The sequence below is a fragment of the Bradyrhizobium sp. CCBAU 53415 genome, assembly GCF_028128735.1.
In the GTDB taxonomy this organism is placed as follows: Bacteria; Pseudomonadota; Alphaproteobacteria; order Rhizobiales; family Xanthobacteraceae; genus Bradyrhizobium.
This window is the reverse complement of record NZ_LBJF01000001.1, coordinates 1,080,309-1,100,823: the sequence shown is the minus strand read 5'-3', so window position 1 is coordinate 1,100,823 and position 20,515 is coordinate 1,080,309. Positions and strand designations below refer to the sequence as shown.

Genomic DNA, 20,515 nt, shown 5'->3' with positions numbered 1-20,515 from the left:
CGAGGGCAATCTCGGAGGAGGACATGATGAGGACGTTTACGATTGCGCTGTTGGCGGGCGTCGGTGCTTTGGCAGCCGCGTCGAGTGCGAGCGCTTCCGATATCTACACGACCAGCGAATATGCGAATCCGGATCTCGTCCAGCAGGTGCGGCTCGTTTGCGACGACGCCGGCCGCTGCTATCGCACGCGCGGTGGTTCGCGCGTGATCGTACGCGACTCCTACAACTACATGCCGCGCGACCGCTATTACGAGCGCCGGACCTATCATCGCCATTGGGACGACGGCCCGCGCGCCGGAGTCGGCATTCGCGCGCCCGGCGTCAGCGTCGGCGTAGGTGTCGACGACCGCTGGTAATCGATCAAGGCTTGATGGCGGGACCGGCGAGACGACTCGTCCGGTCCCGCTCGTACAATCGTATCAGGTGACCGACATTACACGGCGGCCGATTGCTGTTGGAACTGCTCGTAGGCCGCGATCGCATCCGCGGCATACATCAGCGACGGTCCGCCTCCCATGTAGACGGCCATGCCGAGCGTCTCCTCGATCTCCTGGCGCGTCGCACCGAGCTTGACCAGCGCCTCGGTGTGGAAGCCGATGCAGCCGTCGCAATGTGCGGCGACGCCGAGTGCCAGCGCGATCAGCTCCTTGGTCTTCTTGTCCAGCGCGCCGTCGCGCGTGGCGGCCTGCGCGAGTACGGCAAACCCCTTCATGGTGTCGGGAATGTCGCCCCGCAGCTTCCTCAGGTTGGACGAGATGTTTTTGGTGATGTCGACGTAGTTCTTGTCCATCGGTTCCTCGCTAGCTGGATTCGGCTGTGGTCGGAGCCGCCTCGCGCGGAGCGCGCAGGGCGACATAGATCGCGGGAATCACCAGCACGGTCAGCAGCGTTGACGACGCCAGCCCGAACAGGAGCGAGATCGCCAGTCCCTGAAAGATCGGATCGAGCAGGATGGTCGCCGCCCCGATCATGGCCGCGAGCGCGGTGAGCAGGATCGGCTTGAAGCGGACGGCGCCCGCTTCCAGCACCACTTCGCGAAGCGACTTGCCGTCTCCGCCGCTGTGCCGGATGAAATCGACCAGCAGGATCGAATTGCGTACGATGATGCCCGCCAGCGCGATGAACCCGATCATCGAGGTCGCCGTGAACGGCGCACCCAGGAGCCAGTGCCCGATCAGGATGCCGATCAGCGTCAGCGGGATCGGCGTCAGGATGACGAGCGGCAGGCGGAAGCTCCTGAACTGGGCGACAACCAGCACGTAGATTCCGAGGATGGCTGCGCCGAAGGCGGCGCCCATGTCGCGGAAGGTCACCCAGGTGATTTCCCATTCGCCGTCCCACAGCAGCGTCGGACGCGACTCGTCCGACGGCTGGCCGTGCAGGCTGATCGCAGGCTTCGGCAGCTTGCCCCAATCATGTGCATCCACGCGATCGGCGACGGCGAGCATGCCGTAGAGCGGCGCCTCGAAGCGCCCGGCAAGCTCGGCCATCACCATGTCGGCGAAGCGGCCGTCGCGGCGGAAGATCGTCGGCGAGCCCTCCTCCACGGTCGCCTTCACGACTTGGCCGAGTTCGACCACCGTCTTGCTGCCGGGCAATGTATTGGCCGGCACCGGTGTGGAGGCCAGAGCCTCGTCCCAGAGCAGATCGCGCTTTCCGAGATGCACCGCTATCTCGATCGGGTTGCGGTCCTCGCCGCGATGCGAATAGCCGATCGATGTGCCGCCGAACAGCGTCTGGATGGTGTCGTAGACATCGCGCTGCTCGACGCCGAAGAACTCGAGCCGGTCCTGATCGATCGAGAGCCGCAGCCGTGGCCGCTTCTCGCCGACCGAATCGTCGATGTCGACGATGAACGGCACTTCCGCGAAGATCTTTCTGAGCTCGGCCGTGACCGCACGGCGCGTGGTCGCATCGGGACCGTAGACCTCGGCGAGCAGCGTCGACAGCACCGGCGGCCCGGGCGGCACTTCGACCACCTTGATGTTGGTGCCCGTGGGCAGAGCGAGCGCCTTCAGCTTCTCGCGCAGCTCGAGCGCGATCTCATGGCTCGCGCGCTTGCGCTCGCCGCGCGCAGCCAGGTTGATCTGCACCTCGCCGAGCTCGGGCCTCTCCCGCAAGTAATAGTGCCGCACCAGGCCGTTGAAATTGAAGGGAGCCGGCGTGCCGGCATAGGATTGCAGCGAGGTGACCTCCGGCAATTGCCGCGCGATTTCGGCCGCACCGAACAGCGTGCGCTCGGTCGCCTCCAGGCTCGCCCCTTCCGGCAGGTCGACGACCACGGCGATCTCGGACTTGTTGTCGAACGGCAGAAGCTTGACCGTCACCGACTTGGTCGCAAACAGCGTCATCGACAGCAGCGTCGCGATGCCGACGCCGAGCAGGAATATCCAGGCCGACCGCTTGCTCCGCACGATCGGTGTGGCGAAGCGCCGGTAGAGCCGGCCGAGCCGGCCTTCATCGTGGGCCGCATGCGTCGGGGCAATGTCGCCCTTCGGCGCGAGCTTGAGCATCAGCCAGGGCGCCACCACCATCGCGACGAAGAACGAGAACAGCATGGCAGCCGACGCATTGGCCGGGATCGGCGCCATATAGGGGCCCATCAGGCCCGACACGAACAGCATCGGCAACAGCGCCGCGACCACGGTCAACGTCGCGACGATGGTGGGGTTGCCGACCTCCGCCACGGCCTCGATGGTCGCCTGCAGGCGTGGCCGGCCATCGCGCATGCCCCAGTGCCGCGCGATGTTTTCGACCACGACGATGGCGTCGTCGACGAGGATGCCGATCGAGAAGATCAGCGCGAACAGGCTGACGCGGTTGATGGTGTAGCCCATCAGGTTGGCGGCGAACATCGTGAGCAGAATCGTCGTGGGAATCACGACGAACGTCACCAGCGCCTCGCGCCATCCGATCGCGATCGCGATCAGGACGACGATCGAGATCGTCGCAAGGCCGAGGTGGAACAGCAGCTCGTTGGCCTTCTCGTTGGCCGTCTCGCCGTAGTCGCGCGTCACCGTCACCTGGATATCTTCGGGAATCAGGCGCGACTTCAATCCTTCGAGGCGTTCGGCGATGCTCTCGGACACGATGACCGCATTGGCGCCGGCCCGCTTCGCCAGCGCCAGGCTGACGGCGGGCGTCCGGGCCCACTGCCCGGCGGCGTCGCGTGATTCCGTCCAGACACGATGCTCGATGGTGCTCGGGCCGACGACGACGGAGGCGACGTCCTTGACGTAGACCGGCCGGCCGTCGCGGCTCGTGATGAGCAATAGTCCGATATCGGGAATGCCGGACAGCGTCTGCCCCGCCGCAACGCTCCGCACGATGCCGGCATCATGGACCTGCCCCGCCAGGAACGAGCGGTTGGCATCCTTCACCTTGGCCACGAGCTGCTGCAGCGTGATGCCGAACAGCGACAGTTTCTCCGGATCGGGCTCGACCCGGATCTGCTGCGCCGCGCCGCCGGCGATGTAGGTCAGGCCGACATCTTCGACCTTCATCAGCTCCGCGCGCAGCTTGTCGGCAAGCTCGTAGAGGTCCTTGTCGGTCCAGCGGCTGGCAGCTTCCGGCTTCGGCGACAGCGTCAATACGGTGACCGCGACGTCATTGATGCCCCGGCCGACGATCAGCGGCTCGGGGATGCCGACGGGAATGCGGTCGAGATTGGCGCGGATCTTCTCGTGCACCCGCAGGATGGCATCCTCGAACTTGGTGCCGACCAGGAAGCGCGCGGTGACCATCACGCGGTCGTCCTCGGTCTGGCTGTAGACGTGCTCGACCCCGTCGATGCCCTTGACGATCGACTCCAGCGGCTTGCTCACCAGCTCCACCGCGTCCGGCCCGCGCAGGCCGTCGGCATTGACGCGGATGTCCACCATGGGAACGCTGATCTGCGGCTCCTCCTCGCGCGGGATCACCACGACGGCCATCAGCCCCACGACGAGCGCCGCGAGCAGGAACAGCGGCGTCAGCGGCGATGCGATGGTCGACTTTGTCAACCGTCCTGAGAGCCCGAGATTCACGGCCGCACCAACTGGTCGCCGGCTGAAACGCCGGACAGGATCTCGAGCCCATCGGGAAGCGCCGGCGTCGGCAATTCGCGGCCACGCTGCACCGGCACGTCCATCGCTCCGCTGTCCTTCTGCAGCCGAACGTAGTCGATACCGAACCTGGTGGTCACATAGCTCGAGGGGATGACGTAGGCCGATCGCATGCCGCCGGAGATCCAGACCCGCAGGCGGTCGCCGACGAAATATTCGCCGAGACCCTCGACGGTCGCATCCGCAATGACGCGCCCCTCCTCGATCTGGGGATAGACGAGGTCGATGACGCCCGACTTGGCGGCTTCTCCGACGAACTCCGCGCCGTCGACGCGAATCCTGTCTCCCGCCTTGAGGAAGCGCGCATGCCGCTCCGGCACGCGAAGCCGCAGCTTGAAATTCTGCTGGGCGACGGTGACGATCGGATCGCCCGCGAGCACGACGGACCCTATCGTGATCAACCGCTTCAGCACGCGACCATCCGCCGGCGCGAGCACCTGGCCCTGGTTGAGCTGCTCGGCGATCACCGCACGTTCGGCAGTCTTGGCACGCAGGCCGTTCTCGGCGACGTTCAGCGCGGTGCGCTGCTCGTCGAGCTTGATCCGGGGCAGGATACCGCGTTCGACCAGCCCTTCGGTCCGGGTGAAGTCGAGCTGCGCCTGGTTCGCCTGCGCCTGCAGCGCCTCGATCTGCGCGTCGAGCGATTTCATCTGCAGCACGAGCTTTTCGTCGCCGATGGTCGCGATCGCCTGGCCGGCGGCAACGCGATCCCCTTCCCTGACCTTGAGCTGAACCACCGTACCGCCGATCCGCCCGCGCGCCGGCACCACGCTGATGCTTTCGACCGTGGCGAAGACCGCCTTTTCATCGGCGATCGATTGCCTGACGACCACGAGTGTTTCGGCTGCCCTCGCCGGTGCTCCAGCCAAGCCGATCGCCGCAAAGGCGGCGAGCAGGCCCAAATGTCTCATCGTACATCGCATGGAACTCTTCCGTGTCATGATCGAAGCATCACCACGCCGCCGCGCAGCGCATTTCATCTGCATCGGAATGGAGCGTGTTGATCCTGCTCAAGGCGCCCTCACCCGAGCTTTCCTAGGTTTCATCTCGTCCTTGCGGACCTCGGCGCGCAGAACGCCTGGTAGAGCGTCTTCAGAACCTCGCGCGCCGGCTCGCTCGCGATCGAATAGAAGATCGTCTGCGCCTCGCGCCGGGCAGACACCAGTCCATCCTTGCGAAGGAGCGCAAGATGTTGGGAGACCGTGGAATCCCGGAGGTTCAGGAACTCGGCCAACTCGCCGACCGACTGCTCGCCATCGATCAACTGGCAGATAATCAGCAGACGGTGCCGGTTGGCGAGCGCCTTCAGCAGCTCGCTCGCCTGATCCGCCGCCCGCTCCATGATCTCAGCATTCATATTCATACTTGCGTATATACGCAAATACGAATATATAGTCAAGCGCCGCACGACAGCCGGGGCTGAACCGGCGGAGCGGCTTGGTCCAACGGAGGTACCCATGGCGGAAGTTGTCGTAATCGGAGCTGGTCTGAGCGGAACGCTGATGGCCTATGAATTGCTGCCGCAGTTGAGAAAGGAGGATCGCCTCAGCGTCGTCTCGCAAGGCGCCGTCTATCACTTCGTCCCATCCAATCCCTGGGTCGCAGTCGGCTGGCGCAAGCGCGAAGAGATCGAGATCGATCTGGCGGACATCATGAAACGCAAGGGCGTGCGACTGCTGACGCAGGGCGCAAAGCGCGTCCACCCGACCGAGAACCGCGTCGAGCTCGGCGACGGCACGTCGATCGACTACGACTACCTGGTCGTCGCCACCGGTCCCGAACTGGCGTTCGACGAGATTCCGGGTCTCGGGCCACAGGGCCATACCCAGTCGATCTGCCACGTCGATCACGCCGCGCATGCCCGTGAAGCCTTCGAGAAGCTCGCGGCGAACCCGGGTCCGGTCGTCATCGGCGCGGTGCAGGGCGCTTCCTGTTTCGGACCGGCCTATGAATTCCTCTTCATCCTGGAAACGGAGCTGCGCCGCCGGAAGCTGCGCGACCGGGTCCCGATGACGTTCGTCACCTCCGAGCCCTATATCGGCCATCTCGGTCTCGACGGCGTCGGAGACACCAAGGGGCTTCTGGAAAGCGAGATGCGCGAGAAGCACATCAAGTGGATCACCAACGCCCGCGTCGACAACGTCGCCCCCGGCATGATGACGGTGGAGGAGTTTTCCGACGACGGCACGTCCCGCAAGGCTCATGAGCTGCCATTCGCCTATTCGATGATGTTGCCGGCCTTTCGCGGCGTCGATGCGGTACGGGGCATCGAGAAATTGACCAACCCGCGCGGCTTCGTCGTCGTCGACAAGCATCAGCAGAACCCCGCCTTTCCCAACGTGTTTGCGGTCGGTGTCTGCGTCGCGATCGCACCGGTCGGCGCGACACCGGTGCCGGTCGGCGTCCCCAAGACCGGCTTCATGATCGAATCCATGGTGACGGCAACCGCGATCAACATCGGCGCCCTGCTCCGCGGCAAGGCACCGACGACGCAGCCGACCTGGAACGCGATCTGTCTCGCCGATTTCGGCGACTCCGGGGTCGCCTTCCTGGCGCAGCCGCAGATTCCGCCGCGCAACGTCAATTGGTCCTCCAAGGGCGAATGGGTGCACTTCGCCAAGGTCGCCTTCGAGAAGTACTTCCTGCGCAAGATGCGGCGCGGCGAGAGCGAGCCGTTCTATGAACGCTTCCTGCTCGACCGGCTGAATATCGCCAAGATCAAGGAGGTCCGAACAGGCACATGAGCACGACGCGCCAGATCGTCTGCGGACGTTGCGGCCGCATCAACCGCCTGCCCGCCGAGCGCGCGGCGGAAGCTGCGCGCTGCGGCGCCTGCCACCAGCCGATGTTCACCGGTCATCCGATCGAGGTGGACGAAGCAGCCTTTGGCCGCCATGTCGCCAACAGCGACATTCCCGTGCTGGTCGACGTCTGGGCACCATGGTGCGGCCCGTGCCGCGCCATGGCACCGATGTTCGAGCGCGCCGCGCAGCAGCTGGAGCCGAACGTCCGGCTGTTGAAGCTCAACTCGGACAACGCACCCGCGCTGTCGTCGCGCCTCAACATCAGCGGCATCCCGACCCTGCTGTTGATGCGCGGCGGCCGCGAGATCGCCCGCCATTCCGGCGCGATGGATGCCCGCAGCATCGTCGCCTGGACCGAAGCCGGCCTGACCCGTTCGTAACGTCGCCAGAAAAAAGGAGCCTGCCATGAATGTCGATAAAGCCGTTCTCGCCTTTGCGGGATTCGTCGTCCTGCTCGGTCTCGCACTGGGCACCTATGTGAATGCGTACTGGTACCTGCTGACGGCCTTTGCCGGACTGAACATGTTGCAGGCCTCGTTCACGGGCTTCTGCCCGGCGGCGATCGTGTTCAGGAAGCTTGGCCTGAGCAGCGGCTGCGCGTTCTCCTGAACGCGCAATGTAGCCTGTGATGCGGGGGAACTTGCCATGACCGACGACACCTTCATCGAGGGGCCTCTCTACGAGAAGCGCAGGAAGGTCTATCCGCAGTCGGTCCACGGGCCGTTCCGCCGCATCAAATGGGCGATCCTCTGCGTCACGCTCGGGATCTATTATCTCTTGCCGTTCGTTCGCTGGAATCGCGGCCCCGGCCTGCCCGACCAGGCCGTGCTGATCGACCTGCCGCATCGGCGCTTCTACTTCTTCTTCATCGAGCTATGGCCGCAGGAGGTCTATTATTTCACAGGCCTGCTCATCCTCGCCGCCATGATTCTGTTCCTGATGAACGCGGTCGCGGGACGGCTGTGGTGCGGCTATCTGTGCCCGCAGACGGTGTGGACCGACCTGTTCTACGCCGTCGAACGCTGGGTCGAAGGCGACCGGCGCGAACGCATGCAGGGCGACAAGCGCTACTGGACGTTCGATCACATCCGAAAAGTCGCGCTGAAGCACTTCCTCTGGATCATGATTGCCTGGTGGACCGGCGGCGCCTGGGTGCTCTATTTCGACGACGCGCCGACGCTGGTGAAGCAGCTCGCCACCTTCCAGGCCCCGTTCATCGCCTATCTCTGGATCGGCATCCTCACCGCCACGACCTATGTCTTTGCCGGGCACGCCCGCGAGCAGATGTGCATCTACATGTGCCCCTGGCCGCGCATCCAGGCGGCTCTGACCGACGAATGGGCGCTCAACGTCACCTATCGCCGCGACCGCGGCGAGCCGCGCATGTCGGTGAAAAAGGCGGACGCCGCCCGCGCTCATGGTGATATCGCCGGCGACTGCGTCGACTGCCGCCAGTGCATCAATGTCTGCCCGACCGGCGTCGACATCCGCCATGGCATTCAGCTCGGCTGCATCCAGTGCGGTCTGTGCATCGACGCCTGCGACAACGTCATGGGCGAGATCGGCCGGCCCAAGGGCCTGATCGGCTACGACACCGACATCAACATGCAGCGCCGCCGCGAGGGCAAGCCGCCGCTCTATCGCATCATCCGCCCGCGCACCGTGATCTACGCGGCGGCGATCGCGATCGTCGGCAGCATCATGGTCTACACGCTCGCGACCCGCAGCACGATGAGCATCAACGTTCTGCACGAGCGCAATCCATTGTTCGTCCAACTGGCCGATGGCGGGGTGCGCAACGACTACACGGTGCGCCTGCTGAACAAGGGCGCCGCGAGATCGTTCGCAATCGAGGTCAAGGATCTGCCGGGCGCGAGCGTGCGCGTCGCCGGCGTCGAGCGCAAGCCCGACGGCCGACTGATCGTCGAGGTCGGGCAGGACCAGACCCGGGAGATCCGGATGTCGGTGCAGGTCGCGCCCGCGCAGATGCCGAAGGCAGCCACCGACATCGAGATCGAAGCGACCGAGATCGCCAGCGGCCAGACCGCGACCGCCCGCGACCATTTCGTGCCGTCGGAGCAATGAGGGAGGCAGCCAGGGAACCATGCAGCAGGCGGTGGTCCATCACCTCTGGAAATCGCTGGCGGCCGGCTTGTGCGGCAACGCCGCGCACTCGAGCGTGATGTTCCTCAAGCGGTGGATGGGCTGGCTTCCAACGTTCCAGCCGTACCACGATCTTCAGCTCGGCCTTAGCCACTGGCTGGGTGGCGGCCCGGTCCACCCCACTGTGCCATGGGCGATGTCGTTCGTGAACGGCACTCTCGTGCTCGGCATCCTGTTCCGCTCCACCTACCATCTCCTGCCCGGGCACAACGCCGTCACGAAGGGATTCCTGTTCGGCATCATGGGCTGGATCGCCATGGGATTGCTCTACTTTCCCATCCTCGGGAGAGGACCGTTCGCCTCCGACCTGGGACTCGGCATACTCCCCGCCGCGTATTCGCTGGCGATGGTGCTTGCCTACAGCACGTTCTTGGGCATCGGGTTTTCGGTGCTGCATTCCGAGCCGGGACGGCTGTGGTCAATGCGCGGTTAACGCTACCGCTGGAATTGAGACGGCGTCCCAACGGTATTTTCCATCCTTTGCGCTAGCATGACCGCACAACTCGGGCTCGGCCCGCGTGAACGGGGACGAGGGACGTGGTCGACATCGCGCAGCAGGCAGCGCTTCCTCCGGCATCCGCAAAGGATGCCGTGGCCGCGCGCGTCCCGCTCACGACCATCGACCCTGGCCAATGGCGCGCCCTCGCGCAGCGGGCGATCGAGCCGAACGGCTATTACCTGCCCGCCTGGGAGCTCGCCGTCAGCGCCAGCGCACGCGGCCGCACGAGCGCCTCTGCACTGCCCGTATTCGACGGCACGTCGACCCGGCTGATCGGGCTGATGCCCGTGATCTCGCTGTGGCAAGCCCTGAAGATTCCCCTGCCCGCGCTGGTGAGCGCGCATCCCTACGGCACGCTGTGCAGTCCGTTGATCGACTGCGACGCTCCGATCGAGGTGGCGGCGCGGCTGTTGCAGCAAGCCCGGCAAGCCGGCGCGCATGCGCTCGTGCTGAACGACGTCGCGCTCGACGGTGCTGCGATGAATGCGCTCGTGCAGGCCCTGAGCCGCGACGGATTGAAGCCGCGCGTGCTGTCCTCCTACAAGCGCGCCAGCCTCGATGCGACGCAGGATGCCGAAACGCTGCTGCGCGAGGCGCTCGGCGCCAGGAAGCTCAAGGAGCTGCGCCGCCAGCGCCATCGTCTCGAAGAGCACGGCCCGGTCAGGTTCGAGGTTGCGCGCAGGCCGGATGAGATCGGGCCCGCGCTCGAGACATTCCTGCAGCTCGAGGCCAGCGGCTGGAAGGGCAAGCGCGGCACCGCGCTGGTCCAGCATGCGGGCGATGCGGCCTTCATCCGCCGCGCCGTACCGGCGCTGGCAGAGACCGCGCAATGCGAGATCATCACGCTGCGCGCCGGCACGACAGCGGTGGCCGCCGGCATCGTGCTGCACCACCAGGACCGCGCCTTCTTCTTCAAGCTCGGCATCGACGAGCGCTTTGCGAGGTATTCGCCGGGCGTGCAGCTCACCCTCGATCTCACCCGCCACCTCTGCGCCGATCCCACCATCGCCAGCGCGGACTCGACGGCGAGCGCCGATCACCCCATGATCAACCCGATCTGGCGCGGACGCTTCGCGATCGGCGATGTGCTGGTCCCGCTGCGCCGGCACGATCCGGTCGTGGCGCTGGTTCACGGCGCGCTCGCGGCGCACGGCATCGCGTATGCAGCGGCGCGCCGCGCAGTTCGCCTGCTTCGTAAATAGAACAGCTACTCCGCCGCCTGCGCGTTGATCTCCGCCGAGACCTGGCGGATGGCGCGGGCGAGCAGGTTCGGATCCTGCGCGCCGGAGACGGCGTATTTCTGCGCGAAGACATAGGTCGGCACGCCGGAGATGCCCTTCTCGGCGGCTTCCTGCGCATCCGCCGAGACGCGCGCCACATCCTCGTCGGTGGCGAGGCGCTTGCGCACGTCGTCGGCGTCGAGGCCGATGTCGGCGGCCGCCTGCACCAGCACGTTCACGTCGGTGAGATCGCCGCCGTCGCGGAAATACAGCTCCATCAGGCGCTGCTTCATTTCAGGAGCCTTGCCGATCGCCTCCGCCCACAGGATCAGGCGGTGGCAGTCGGTCGTGTTGGGCTGCCGCGCCACCAGCTCGGGCTTGTAGACGAGGCCCTCCTCGCTTGCCGCCGCAACGACGCGCCCGGCAACGCCCTTGTACGCCTCCACCGAGCCGAACTTCTGGGTGAGATAGGCCTCGCGGCTGATGCCCTCGCGCGGTACCCAGGGATTGAGGAAGAACGGGCGGAAATTGAGCTTGACGGGAACGTCGGGCACGAGCGCCAGCGCGCTCTCGATCCGGTGCTTGCCGATATAGCACCAGGGACACACCACGTCGGAGACGACATCGATCTGGAGCGGTTTCAGCGTGCTCATGTCAGGCGCCTCCTTCGGGCAGGTCACGGGTTCGCCCAAAGATAAGCCGAACCCGCCCCGAGGCAAGAGCGCTAGGTCATGGCTGCTTCCATCTGCTTCAGCCGTTCGGCCGTGCGCTCGTCGGCGGGAAAGAAGGTCTCCAGAGCCAGTTCGGACAGGGTGATGTCGACGGGCGTGCCGAACACCATCGTGGTGGAGAAGAAGCTGAGGATCTCCCCGCCATGCCGCAGCTTGAAGGGGATCGCGACAGTGTCGCTCGACAGCGGGGCCGCGCGGGCGGGAATGGGATAGCTCTTCAGGTCGTTGTAGAGCTTGATCAGTTCCGGATCGGCCGTCGCCTCGCATTGCCGGTGCAGCCGCTCCAGGAGGTGCCCACACCATTCCGCGAGATTGACCGTGCGCGGGGCCAGCGCCTCCGGGTGGAACGCGAGCCGCAGCACGTTGAAGGGCTGTCCGAGCAGATGCTGCGGGATGCCGTCGAGCAGCGGTGCCACCATGCGATTGGCGGAGACCAGGTTCCAGTGCCGGTCCACCGCGAGCGCGGGATTGGGCTCATGCGCCCTGAGCACGAGGTCGATCGCCTGGCGGGCTGACTTCAAGGCAGGATCCTCCAGCGTGCGCTGCTGGAATGCCGGCGCGTAGCCGGCGGCCACCAGCAGCACGTTGCGTTCGCGCAAGGGCACGTCGAGACGCTCGGCGAGCCTGAGCACCATGTCGCGCGACGGCGCGGCGCGGCCGGTCTCGACGAAGCTCAGGTGCCGCGCCGAGATCTCGGCTTCGCCAGCGAGATCGAGCTGGCTCATGCGGCGACGCTGCCGCCATTCGCGCAAATGGTCGCCGATATGGACCGGCTGGCTGCGTTCGGTACGTGCCGTGGAAGCATGTGGGTTCATGACCAGAAACCTATCATGCGGATTTCGGCCCTTCCATTACCAGCGAGGTAATCGAATTGGCCCGCGGGCCGGCGCATCTTCGGTTGCAACAGGAGATGACCATGATCGCGCTGCTGCTGTACCGGACCGTCGCCGACCACCTTCTTCCCTGGGCCATGACGCTCGCGACCCGCATGCTGGCGCGCAGCCTCAACATGCCGGAGCCGCTGGTGCATTCGACCGGCGATTACGTGGTCGCACAGGTCATCGCCTTCGAGCACGGCGTCGGCAGGAGCCTCTGCCCGTTCCGCCTCGCCCGCCTCGTTCGCGCCTGGTGGCGCGGATTGCGCTGACTTTCACCCCGAGCCCACCCCAACCATGGAGACCCAAGATGATCGACGCATCCACCTTCCTGCGCCGCGCCCTGCTCGCTGACGCGATCTTCAGCGGCATCGCCGCCCTCGGCTTCACTTTCTGCGCGAGCGCGTTCGCGGCACTGTTCAACCTGCCCGAAGCACTGCTGCGCGAGACCGGCCTGTTCCTGATCGCCTACACCGCGCTGGTCGGCTGGCTAGCCTCACGCGTGACAGTGCCGAAGCCCCTCGTGCTGCTGGTCGTGGTCGGCAATGCGGCCTGGACCGTCGGCAGCATCGCACTGCTGCTCTCCGGCGCGGCGTCGCCGAATATCGCCGGCGAGCTCATGGTCGTCGCGCAGGCGATCGCCACCGGCGTGTTCGCCGAGCTGCAATATGTGGGATTGCGGAAGAGCGGGAGCGTGGTGGCGGCGTGACACTCCCGTGTCCAGGACGCGCCGCAGCGCTCCTGCGCTGCTGCGCAGAGCCGGGACCCATGCCACACGGATCGCTCGCGGATATATGCCCCGGCTCAGCAGCGCACCGCTGAAGTCGCGCTGCGCTGCGTCCGGGGCACGAGACCGTAGTTTGTCGCACACCCGTTTCCACAATCGTCATTGCAGACATAGCCTCGCGTTCTCGCGGCGCATTTCGCCCGAGCTTTGCCCGATCGATCGCACCCTTCAATTGCCAAAGGGCGCAGGGAAGGCCGGGCGCCGGCGGCACCCGAGTCCGTGTACAAGGAATGCACACGGGTTGGACCACAGGTGATGCCGGTCGCCCGGCCTTCCCTGCGCGGATGGTTTTAACGGTGTCCTTCGTGCTCTCCTCGGGGAGCGTTGCACTATTGCCCCCGTCGCCTTGCGGATGACTGATGCGCGCGCCGGTCGGTCGCCACATCACCGCAAGCCTTGACGCCAGAACCCCGGGCGTCGGGACCACACGACTTCTCCGTCCGCGGACGGCCTGGCCTCAGCGCCCGGCGCTCGGTGTGCGCACCCCGGACCGTCGACCAAACCGCTGTGACCGCGCCGTGTCGTATGCACGTTGTGCCGGAACTCAACGGTCGCCCGTCCCTGCCCCACGCAAATCGCGCCGGCGCTGCCGCGTCCACCGCACCCCAGCCCGCATCTCGTGACGATCGCGAAGCGCCCCTCTGGCAGGGCCGGGATGGGCGCACATATGCCACAAATCCGAAATTCGGAAAAGTGATATATTTTTGACGGGAGGGATTGACGGGTTTTGGGTGTTTTGCCCGACGCCTCGCCAGAGCCGGTAGGATGGGTTGAGCTCTTGCGAAACCTATCGGCTTTGCCGAACGACCGGTGATGGGTATCGCTTCGCTCCATCCGTCCTACGACGTCTTCAACCGCTCGGCCATGCGCTCGGCGATGGCGACAGTTGTGAGATGGGTGTTGGCACGCGGCACTTCCGGCATGATCGAGGCGTCGATCACCCGCAGGCCCGTGCAGCCGATCACCCGGCAGTCGGGATCGACGACGGAGCGCGGATCGGAGGCTGCGCCCATGCGGCAGGTGCCGCTGGCGTGCTGGGCATCGCTGCACTCGGCGAACAGCCAGTCATCCAGCTCGGCATCGCTGAACGGCGCGTCCATCGAGCGGCCGCTGTTGCCGTAGTCGACGCGGGAGGCGATCTCGGTCACCGCCGGCTGCAGGCAGATCTCGCGCAGGCGGCGGACGCCGTCGCGCATCCGCGCGAGATCGCGCGGGTCGGACAGCATGCGTTCCTCGACCGCAGGGTCGACCTCGGGGTCGGTCGTGGTGATGCGGACGTGGCCCTGGCTGAACGCCTGATAGACGGAGACGGCGATGCGTCCCAGCGAGACCACGGCCAGCGCCTGCGGCGTGCGGGCGAGATTGCCTGCGATCATGATCATGTCGTTGTCACCGGCGCCCGCAAGGCCGGAGGAATAACGCAGGCAGCAATTGGTGTGCCGGTGCATCAGCGTCGAGACATGGCGGTCGTCGCGCAGATGCAGCAGCGCGTTGACGATCGGGTGGTCGAGCAGGTTTTCGCCGACCGGCAGGTCGGCGCGGACCGGAATGCCGAGCCGCTCCAGCAGCGCGGCGGGGCCGATGCCGGAGCGTTGCAGGATCGCCGGCGAATGGATGGCGCCGGCGCAGAGGATCACCTCGCGCGCGGCGCGGGGCGTGTAGGACTGGCCGTTGACGCGGACCCGGACGCCGCTGGCATGCAGCCGGTTGCCCTCGAAGACGACGGTGTCGACCAGCGCGTTGCCGACGATGTGGAGATTGGCGCGGCCGCGCGCCGGCTCCAGATAGCCGTCATTGGTGGAGATGCGCAGTCCCGCTTCGCTGTTGATCGCGTAGGGCGAGACGCCGGTGCCATCGGGCGCGTTGTGGTCCTCGCACCAGCCATAGCCGAGCGCAAGCGCCGAGGATCGCAACGCCCGGTCGACATTGCCCCAATCCGGAATCGGCGCGCGATACACCGGGATCGGACCTCGGTCGCCGTGATAGGCGGCCTCGGGGAAATTCTTGTCGGTCTCGAGCTTGCAGAAGAACGGCAGCATCTCGTCCCATGACCAGCCGGTGCAGCCCGCGTCTGCCCAACGGTCGAGATCGTCGGGAACGGCGCGGATCGCGATCTGGCCGTTGATGGTCGAGCTGCCGCCCATGGCACGGCCGCGCCAGAGCAGCAGCGGCTGCTGCCGTTCGGTGCGCCGCGCGAGCAGCTTCGGCCAGCGGAAGTCGTCATCGCCAATGGCACGCATCGGGTTCGGGATGCGGATATGCTCCGGCGTGGTCGCCGTGCGCAGATCCTGCCCCGCTTCGACCAGCAGCACGCGATGCGACGGGTCTTCGCTGAGCCGCGCCGCCAGGGTCGCGCCGGCGGAGCCACCGCCGATGACGATCGTGTCGTAGTCCTGCTCGAGCATTTTCGCTTGCTCCCACTTGCTTCGCTCCACCCCGTGCTACGACCCGATCGGGCGTGGCCGATCTGGCGCGATCCAGCCCGGAGGCAGCGGTTCGCTGTAGCCGTCGGCTCTGGGAAAGCCCGAGCCGGATACGAATTGTCCAGTCGGTGCCTTGAAACCGAGAATGTACCAGACCTCGATGAGATATTCGGCGGTTCGGTCGCGGTCCTCCGTCGCGAGCCAAAACACCTGCTTCATGCCTTTGCCGATCAGCCGCGAGAGATCGCGCGCGGACCTCCATTGACCGGCTTCAAGATTGTATCTACATTGTATCATTGGATGTCGGAGGCCCGGAATGAAGGTGGCATTCCAGAAGTGGGGCAATAGCCTGGCGCTGCGGGTGCCCAAAGCGTTCGCAGATGAAATCGGAGCGCGCGACGGCCGTGCGGCGGAGATGACAGTGGCCGACGGGAAGCTGGTGATCGAGATTGCGCTGCCGAAACGGCGGAAACGCCGCTATGCGCTCGACGAGCTCGTTGCCGGGATAACGCCGGACAACCGCCATGACGAGACCGATTGGGGGCGGGCGGTTGGCAAAGAAATCTGGTGATTATTGCCCGGAGGCCGGCGATCTGATCTGGATTGATTTGGACCCTACGGTGGGCCACGAGCAAAGCGGCCGACGACCAGCCATCGTGGTGTCGCAGCACAATTACAACGCTGCAGCAGGCCTTTGCGTGATCTGCCCGATCACAAGCCGCGTGCGCGGCTATCCATTCGAAGCCGCACTGCCGGACGATCCGAACATTCGTGGCGTCGTCCTGGCAGACCAGCCCAGAAGCATCTCGTGGGAAAAGCGGCCCATCGCGTATGCCGGACGGGCAACCGACATGCTGCTGACCGAAGTCCGCGAGCGCTTGGCGGCGCTGCTCGGAATTGACTGAACTTCGCTCAGGTCATGTGATCAGGTGCGGGATGGGTCACGCCGTAGCAACCATCAAGTGGCGGCGCTGATTTCGCCATCCGCCTCAAGGGGGGCGCGATTGGCCATCGTCGTTATTCCTCGGGCATGCGAAGCTCGGCAACGATCCGGCTGATGGGCCGGGCCATCAGTTGGAGAACGGCAGTGAGTTCGGTGAGCGGAACCAAGGAAAGTGATGGGTTCGCAAAGGGCTCAACCCATCTGACTGTCATCGCCCGGCCTATGCGCAATTGCGAACTGGACCTTGGGCGACCTGACATTCCAGAGACGTGAGTGTCATAATCGAGAAGCTACGGCGCACTGGATGCCCCGGCCGAGCCAGGGCATGACAGCGGAGCCAGGCGCGAGTGCGAGCTACGCCCGTGCGCGGCCGCCAACCTTGGCAACGGCGTGGCCGTTGAGCTTCTTCTTTTTGGCGGCCTTGGTCTTCGAGCCCTTTGCGACAACCCTCCTGGCTTTGCGCGCCTTTGCCTTGGCGGCTTCCCCCCGCGCTTCGGCGCGCAGCTTCTTGCGCTTCTTCTCGCAGGAGTCGCATTTGCAGCCGATCGGCTTCAGGTATGCTTTGAAATAGTCGGTGCCGTAATCGTAGTTGATCTCCTCGCCCGGCTCGATGTTTTTGATGGCGCGGATGAAGACCTTGCGCTCGCGCGGGCGAACGTCGGACTCCGCGTTGGGGCGGCAGGAATGATTGATGTAGCGGGCGAGGTTCTTGCGCACCGAGCCGTCGATGGTCCAGCGGCCGTTGAGCTCGAACAGGTACTTGTTCTCGATCTCGTCCTGCTCGGGAATCCGCGAATCCAGGATCGGCCCGAAATAGCGGATGATCCTTGTGCCCTTCTTGATCGGCTTGGTGGCGAAGAGGCCGAGCCCGGTCTTGGAACGGCCGACGCGATAGGATTTGCTGGAAGCGATGGCTGGCATGATCGAGAGAAATGAGAACGCGAACGAGGCCCGATGCCTCAGACGAAGCCGCTCTTCTAGAACGATTCCGCACCGCTGTCAGGTCCATCCCACCCCCGTTTGAACCTTGCCCACAATGAAGACGTCTGATGGAAGGAAGTTCCAAGATCATCGAAGCCTCATGATGAACCACATCGCCAGCATGGGCCTTGCCGTCTCGATGGCCTGCATCGGCCTGAACAGCGCCGGCGCCCAATCGGTGGGCAGCAGCTACAGCTCCACCGCGCCGAAGCATTGCCGCCAGATCGGCAAGCCCAGCGAGCTCGACGGCAGCACCACGCGGGCGTGCCCAGGCAAGGACGGGCTCGTCGTGCTGGTCGCGGAGGACGATCTTCGCGAAGTCGTCTCGGTCGGCCGCAATCGCAGGGCTGCGGCCGAGGAACCGGCGGCCAGGGTCTGGTTCGCCCCGTTCAATTCGTCGGAGACCACGATCGAATGGCGCACCGTGGGCGCCAAGCCGTTTGCGATCATCCAGCGCTGGCACATCGCCGACAGCGCCGATCCCGACAAGCGGGGACGCCCGAGCACCAAGGCCATGCTGGTCGTGACCCGGCTACCACCGGGTCCGGTCTGCCACGTCGCTTATGTCGACGCGACCGCCAACTCCACCGCCAATGAGCTGGCGCGCAAGGCCGCCGATGATGTCGCCCGCGGTTTCGTGTGCGGCAAGGACGAGGTGAAGATCATCGGCACGCGCGGCCGCGCCGTCGAGCTTGCTACCATACGCTAGCCCTCGGGAGCGCTGAAACGATCGCTATGCGGGGAGTTTGGTGGTCACCGGCGCCGTCAGCATCGCCTCGAGCAGCCGCTCCGCCGTCGTTCCCTCGGGCAGACGCCCCAAAATGTCCTCGAGCCGTCCGTCGAGCAGCAGCGTGGTGAAGCCGTGCACCATGGACCAGGCACGTGCGATCGCGGCGCCCTGGCTCAGCGTCAGCGCGTCGCCACGGATCTGTTCCTGCCGCATCATGCCGACCGCATTGGCAAGCCCGGCAAAGGAGGCTTCGGCGGCCTCGTGCAACGACGGCCTGGAATAGTCGAGGCGCTCGGTGCGGAACATGATGCTGTACATGCCGGGATGGGCCTGCGCATAGGCGACATAGGCTTTCGGTCGCGCCAGCGCGGCTTCGAGCGGCGTGGCGGCAACTTCGCAGGACGCGGCCGTTGCCGCGTTGAACTGGCAAAAGCCCACGGCCGCAAGCTCGCTGAGCAGGCCGGTGAGATCCCCGAAATGGTGGGTGGGCGCCGCATGGGAGACGCCGGCCTCGCGCGCCACCGCCCGCAAGGTCAGGCCGGCCAGCCCGTCGCGCTCGAGCACGCGTTCGGCGGCCTGGAGCAACGCCTCGCGCAGGGCGCCGTGATGGTACCGCGTCTCGGTCTTCGCGCTTCCCGCACGGCGCGAGGTGCGCGATGCCGCGGTCGACGTGGCTCTTCTGGGAGTGCGCGAGCTTCGCGCCGTTTCGCTCTTGGTGTCGGTCTTGGTGTCGATCTTGGCCATTTACAAGCTATATGACGCAATATTTACAGTGTAAAGATTTCGCTTGACCAAAATGGCAATCGGCGCTATCTGATCTTTACGATGTAAAGATTGGGAGAGGAAAACGCCGTGCAGCACGACGCCATCGCCGAGCGCCGCAACAATATCGCGCCAATCCCGTTCGAAGCGGACGCTCCGTTCCTGACGATCATCGGCGAGTTGCCGCGCGAGCTGAACGGCACGCTCTATCGCAATGGTCCCAATCCGCAGTTCTCGTCGCCCGGCGCGCACTGGTTCGTCGGCGACGGCATGCTGCACGCGTTTCATCTCGAGAACGGCCGCGCCAGCTATCGCAACCGCTGGGTCCGTACACCGAAATGGCTCGCCGAGCACGATGCCGGCCGCGCCCTGTTCGGCGGCTTCGGCCGCAAACTGCCGGATGCGCCGAAAGATCTCACCGACGGCGGCGTCGCCAACACCAACATCATCTTCCATGCCGGCAAGCTGCTCGCGCTGGAAGAGGCGCACCTGCCGACCGAGATCGAGCCGGGCACACTGACGACGCGCGGCTATCACAATTATCAGGGCCGCGTCGCCGGCAGCTTCACCGCGCATCCGAAAATCGATCCCGTCACCGGCGAGATGGTGTTCTTCGGCTACAACGCCGCAGGTCCGTTGACCCCTGCCCTCTCCTACGGCTCGATCGATGCATCCGGCAAGGCGACGCGCTTCGAGCGGTTCGAAGCGCCCTATGCCAGCATGGTGCACGACTTCATCGTCACCGCGAACCACGTGCTGTTTCCGATCCTGCCCATCACCGGCAGAATGGAGCGCGCGATGAGCGGACGGCCGCCCTATGCCTGGGAGCCGGACAAGGGCGCCTATGTCGGCGTGATGAAGCGCAGCGGTACCGCGAAGGACATCGTCTGGTTCCGCGGTGAAGCCTGCTACGTCTTCCACATCATGAATGCGTGGGAACACGAGAACCGCATCATCGCGGACGTCATGCAGTTCGAGGAAGCGCCGCTGTTTCCGCATCCCGATGGACGGCCGACCGATCCGGAGAAGTCGCGCGCCCGCCATTGCCGCTGGACCTTCGATCTTTCGGGGAACACCGACCGCTTCCAGCAGACCTATCTCGACGATCTCACCGGCGAATTCCCGCGCATCGACGATCGCCGCGCCGGGCTGAAGAGCCGTCACGGCTGGTACGCCTGCGCCAATCCGAAGCTGCCGATGTTCGGCGCGCTGTCGGGCATCGTCCATGTCGATGGCAATGGAACGCGGCTCGGCCATTATCTGCTGCCGGCCGGCGACACCATCTCCGAACCGGTGTTCGTCGAGCGGTCGAAGGATGCGGCCGAAGGCGATGGCTGGCTGCTCGCGGTGGTCTGGCGCGCGCGGGAGAACCGCAGCGATCTCGCGGTGTTCAACGCCACCGATGTCGAGGCGGGTCCCGTCGCGCTGGTGCAGCTCGGCCATCGCGTACCCGACGGCTTTCACGGCAATTGGGTGGGTGCGGTGTAGCGCCCG

The 20,515-nt window shown here is 65.6% G+C and carries 23 protein-coding genes; 13 read left to right on the top strand and 10 right to left on the bottom strand.

Annotation, left to right across the window (positions count from 1 at the left end):
- Nucleotides 1-23: 23 nt before the first annotated feature.
- Nucleotides 24-356, top strand: a complete 333-nt coding sequence (locus XH87_RS05080) for a hypothetical protein (protein ID WP_035707445.1) — start codon at nt 24-26, stop codon at nt 354-356.
- Between the two features lie 77 nt (nt 357-433).
- Here XH87_RS05080 and XH87_RS05075 read toward each other — a convergent pair whose 3' ends face one another.
- The 4 genes from XH87_RS05075 to XH87_RS05060 form a co-directional block, all read right to left on the bottom strand.
- Complete coding sequence (locus tag XH87_RS05075; RefSeq protein WP_271586388.1) at nt 434-790, bottom strand: carboxymuconolactone decarboxylase family protein; 357 nt, start codon at nt 788-790, stop codon at nt 434-436.
- A gap of 10 nt (nt 791-800) precedes the next feature.
- Complete coding sequence (locus XH87_RS05070) at nt 801-4,025, bottom strand: efflux RND transporter permease subunit (protein ID WP_271586387.1); 3,225 nt, start codon at nt 4,023-4,025, stop codon at nt 801-803.
- The gene (locus tag XH87_RS05065; RefSeq protein ID WP_271586386.1) at nt 4,022-5,014 is read right to left on the bottom strand and encodes an efflux RND transporter periplasmic adaptor subunit; all 993 of its coding nucleotides are present in this window, start codon (nt 5,012-5,014) and stop codon (nt 4,022-4,024) included. Before XH87_RS05065 ends, XH87_RS05070 begins: the two co-directional genes overlap by 4 nt.
- 131 nt (nt 5,015-5,145) lie before the next feature.
- Nucleotides 5,146-5,445 carry an ArsR/SmtB family transcription factor gene (locus tag XH87_RS05060; protein WP_193374131.1) on the bottom strand — a complete coding sequence of 100 codons (300 nt, stop codon included), beginning with the start codon at nt 5,443-5,445 and terminating at the stop codon, nt 5,146-5,148.
- A 115-nt stretch (nt 5,446-5,560) separates the two neighbouring features.
- Between XH87_RS05060 and XH87_RS05055 the strand changes: the two genes are divergently transcribed.
- From XH87_RS05055 to XH87_RS05030, 6 genes are all read left to right on the top strand, one after another.
- The gene (locus XH87_RS05055; protein ID WP_271586385.1) at nt 5,561-6,847 is read left to right on the top strand and encodes an NAD(P)/FAD-dependent oxidoreductase; all 1,287 of its coding nucleotides are present in this window, start codon (nt 5,561-5,563) and stop codon (nt 6,845-6,847) included.
- Nucleotides 6,844-7,287, top strand: a complete 444-nt coding sequence (trxC, locus tag XH87_RS05050; RefSeq protein ID WP_271586384.1) for a thioredoxin TrxC — start codon at nt 6,844-6,846, stop codon at nt 7,285-7,287. The genes XH87_RS05055 and trxC overlap by 4 nt, the downstream gene beginning before the upstream one ends.
- A gap of 25 nt (nt 7,288-7,312) precedes the next feature.
- Nucleotides 7,313-7,516 carry a YgaP family membrane protein gene (locus XH87_RS05045; RefSeq protein WP_028181089.1) on the top strand — a complete coding sequence of 68 codons (204 nt, stop codon included), beginning with the start codon at nt 7,313-7,315 and terminating at the stop codon, nt 7,514-7,516.
- Between the two features lie 36 nt (nt 7,517-7,552).
- A complete protein-coding gene (gene ccoG, locus XH87_RS05040; RefSeq protein WP_271586383.1) occupies nt 7,553-8,992 on the top strand; it encodes a cytochrome c oxidase accessory protein CcoG in 1,440 nt (479 codons plus the stop codon).
- A 19-nt stretch (nt 8,993-9,011) separates the two neighbouring features.
- Entirely contained in the window at nt 9,012-9,503 is a 492-nt protein-coding gene (locus XH87_RS05035) for a DUF6789 family protein (RefSeq protein WP_271586382.1), read from the top strand.
- A 104-nt stretch (nt 9,504-9,607) separates the two neighbouring features.
- The gene (locus tag XH87_RS05030) at nt 9,608-10,771 is read left to right on the top strand and encodes a GNAT family N-acetyltransferase (protein ID WP_271586381.1); all 1,164 of its coding nucleotides are present in this window, start codon (nt 9,608-9,610) and stop codon (nt 10,769-10,771) included.
- A 5-nt stretch (nt 10,772-10,776) separates the two neighbouring features.
- Here XH87_RS05030 and XH87_RS05025 read toward each other — a convergent pair whose 3' ends face one another.
- Together XH87_RS05025 and XH87_RS05020 are read right to left on the bottom strand one after the other, a co-directional pair.
- Nucleotides 10,777-11,442: a DsbA family oxidoreductase gene (locus tag XH87_RS05025; protein WP_271586380.1), complete on the bottom strand. Its 666-nt coding sequence runs from the start codon at nt 11,440-11,442 to the stop codon at nt 10,777-10,779.
- 71 nt (nt 11,443-11,513) lie between these two features.
- Nucleotides 11,514-12,335 carry a helix-turn-helix domain-containing protein gene (locus tag XH87_RS05020; RefSeq protein ID WP_035707419.1) on the bottom strand — a complete coding sequence of 274 codons (822 nt, stop codon included), beginning with the start codon at nt 12,333-12,335 and terminating at the stop codon, nt 11,514-11,516.
- A gap of 101 nt (nt 12,336-12,436) precedes the next feature.
- On the opposite strand from XH87_RS05020, the gene XH87_RS05015 reads away from it, so the two are divergent.
- Nucleotides 12,437-12,667, top strand: coding sequence for a hypothetical protein (locus tag XH87_RS05015; protein WP_271586379.1), 231 nt, complete (start codon nt 12,437-12,439; stop codon nt 12,665-12,667).
- Between the two features lie 38 nt (nt 12,668-12,705).
- A complete protein-coding gene (locus XH87_RS05010) occupies nt 12,706-13,104 on the top strand; it encodes a hypothetical protein (protein WP_271586378.1) in 399 nt (132 codons plus the stop codon).
- Between the two features lie 917 nt (nt 13,105-14,021).
- Here XH87_RS05010 and XH87_RS05005 read toward each other — a convergent pair.
- Both XH87_RS05005 and XH87_RS05000 read right to left on the bottom strand, forming a co-directional pair.
- Nucleotides 14,022-15,587 (bottom strand): GMC family oxidoreductase, encoded by a 1,566-nt coding sequence (locus XH87_RS05005; protein WP_271586377.1) that lies wholly within the window; start codon nt 15,585-15,587, stop codon nt 14,022-14,024.
- 36 nt (nt 15,588-15,623) lie between these two features.
- A complete protein-coding gene (locus tag XH87_RS05000; protein ID WP_271586376.1) occupies nt 15,624-15,824 on the bottom strand; it encodes a hypothetical protein in 201 nt (66 codons plus the stop codon).
- A 97-nt stretch (nt 15,825-15,921) separates the two neighbouring features.
- On the opposite strand from XH87_RS05000, the gene XH87_RS04995 reads away from it, so the two are divergent.
- Together XH87_RS04995 and XH87_RS04990 are read left to right on the top strand one after the other, a co-directional pair.
- Nucleotides 15,922-16,176 (top strand): AbrB/MazE/SpoVT family DNA-binding domain-containing protein, encoded by a 255-nt coding sequence (locus XH87_RS04995; protein ID WP_035707395.1) that lies wholly within the window; start codon nt 15,922-15,924, stop codon nt 16,174-16,176.
- A complete protein-coding gene (locus tag XH87_RS04990) occupies nt 16,157-16,510 on the top strand; it encodes a type II toxin-antitoxin system PemK/MazF family toxin (protein ID WP_271586375.1) in 354 nt (117 codons plus the stop codon). Before XH87_RS04995 ends, XH87_RS04990 begins: the two co-directional genes overlap by 20 nt.
- A 392-nt stretch (nt 16,511-16,902) precedes the next feature.
- Here the strand turns inward: XH87_RS04990 and XH87_RS04985 are convergent, their stop codons facing one another.
- The gene (locus XH87_RS04985) at nt 16,903-17,469 is read right to left on the bottom strand and encodes an SET domain-containing protein (protein ID WP_271586374.1); all 567 of its coding nucleotides are present in this window, start codon (nt 17,467-17,469) and stop codon (nt 16,903-16,905) included.
- A 160-nt stretch (nt 17,470-17,629) separates the two neighbouring features.
- On the opposite strand from XH87_RS04985, the gene XH87_RS04980 reads away from it, so the two are divergent.
- Complete coding sequence (locus tag XH87_RS04980; RefSeq protein WP_442868235.1) at nt 17,630-18,238, top strand: hypothetical protein; 609 nt, start codon at nt 17,630-17,632, stop codon at nt 18,236-18,238.
- A gap of 24 nt (nt 18,239-18,262) precedes the next feature.
- Here the strand turns inward: XH87_RS04980 and XH87_RS04975 are convergent, their stop codons facing one another.
- Nucleotides 18,263-19,003, bottom strand: a complete 741-nt coding sequence (locus XH87_RS04975) for a TetR/AcrR family transcriptional regulator (protein ID WP_271586373.1) — start codon at nt 19,001-19,003, stop codon at nt 18,263-18,265.
- A gap of 108 nt (nt 19,004-19,111) precedes the next feature.
- Between XH87_RS04975 and XH87_RS04970 the strand changes: the two genes are divergently transcribed.
- Entirely contained in the window at nt 19,112-20,509 is a 1,398-nt protein-coding gene (locus XH87_RS04970; RefSeq protein ID WP_271586372.1) for a carotenoid oxygenase family protein, read from the top strand.
- The last annotated feature ends 6 nt before the right edge of the window (nt 20,510-20,515 follow it).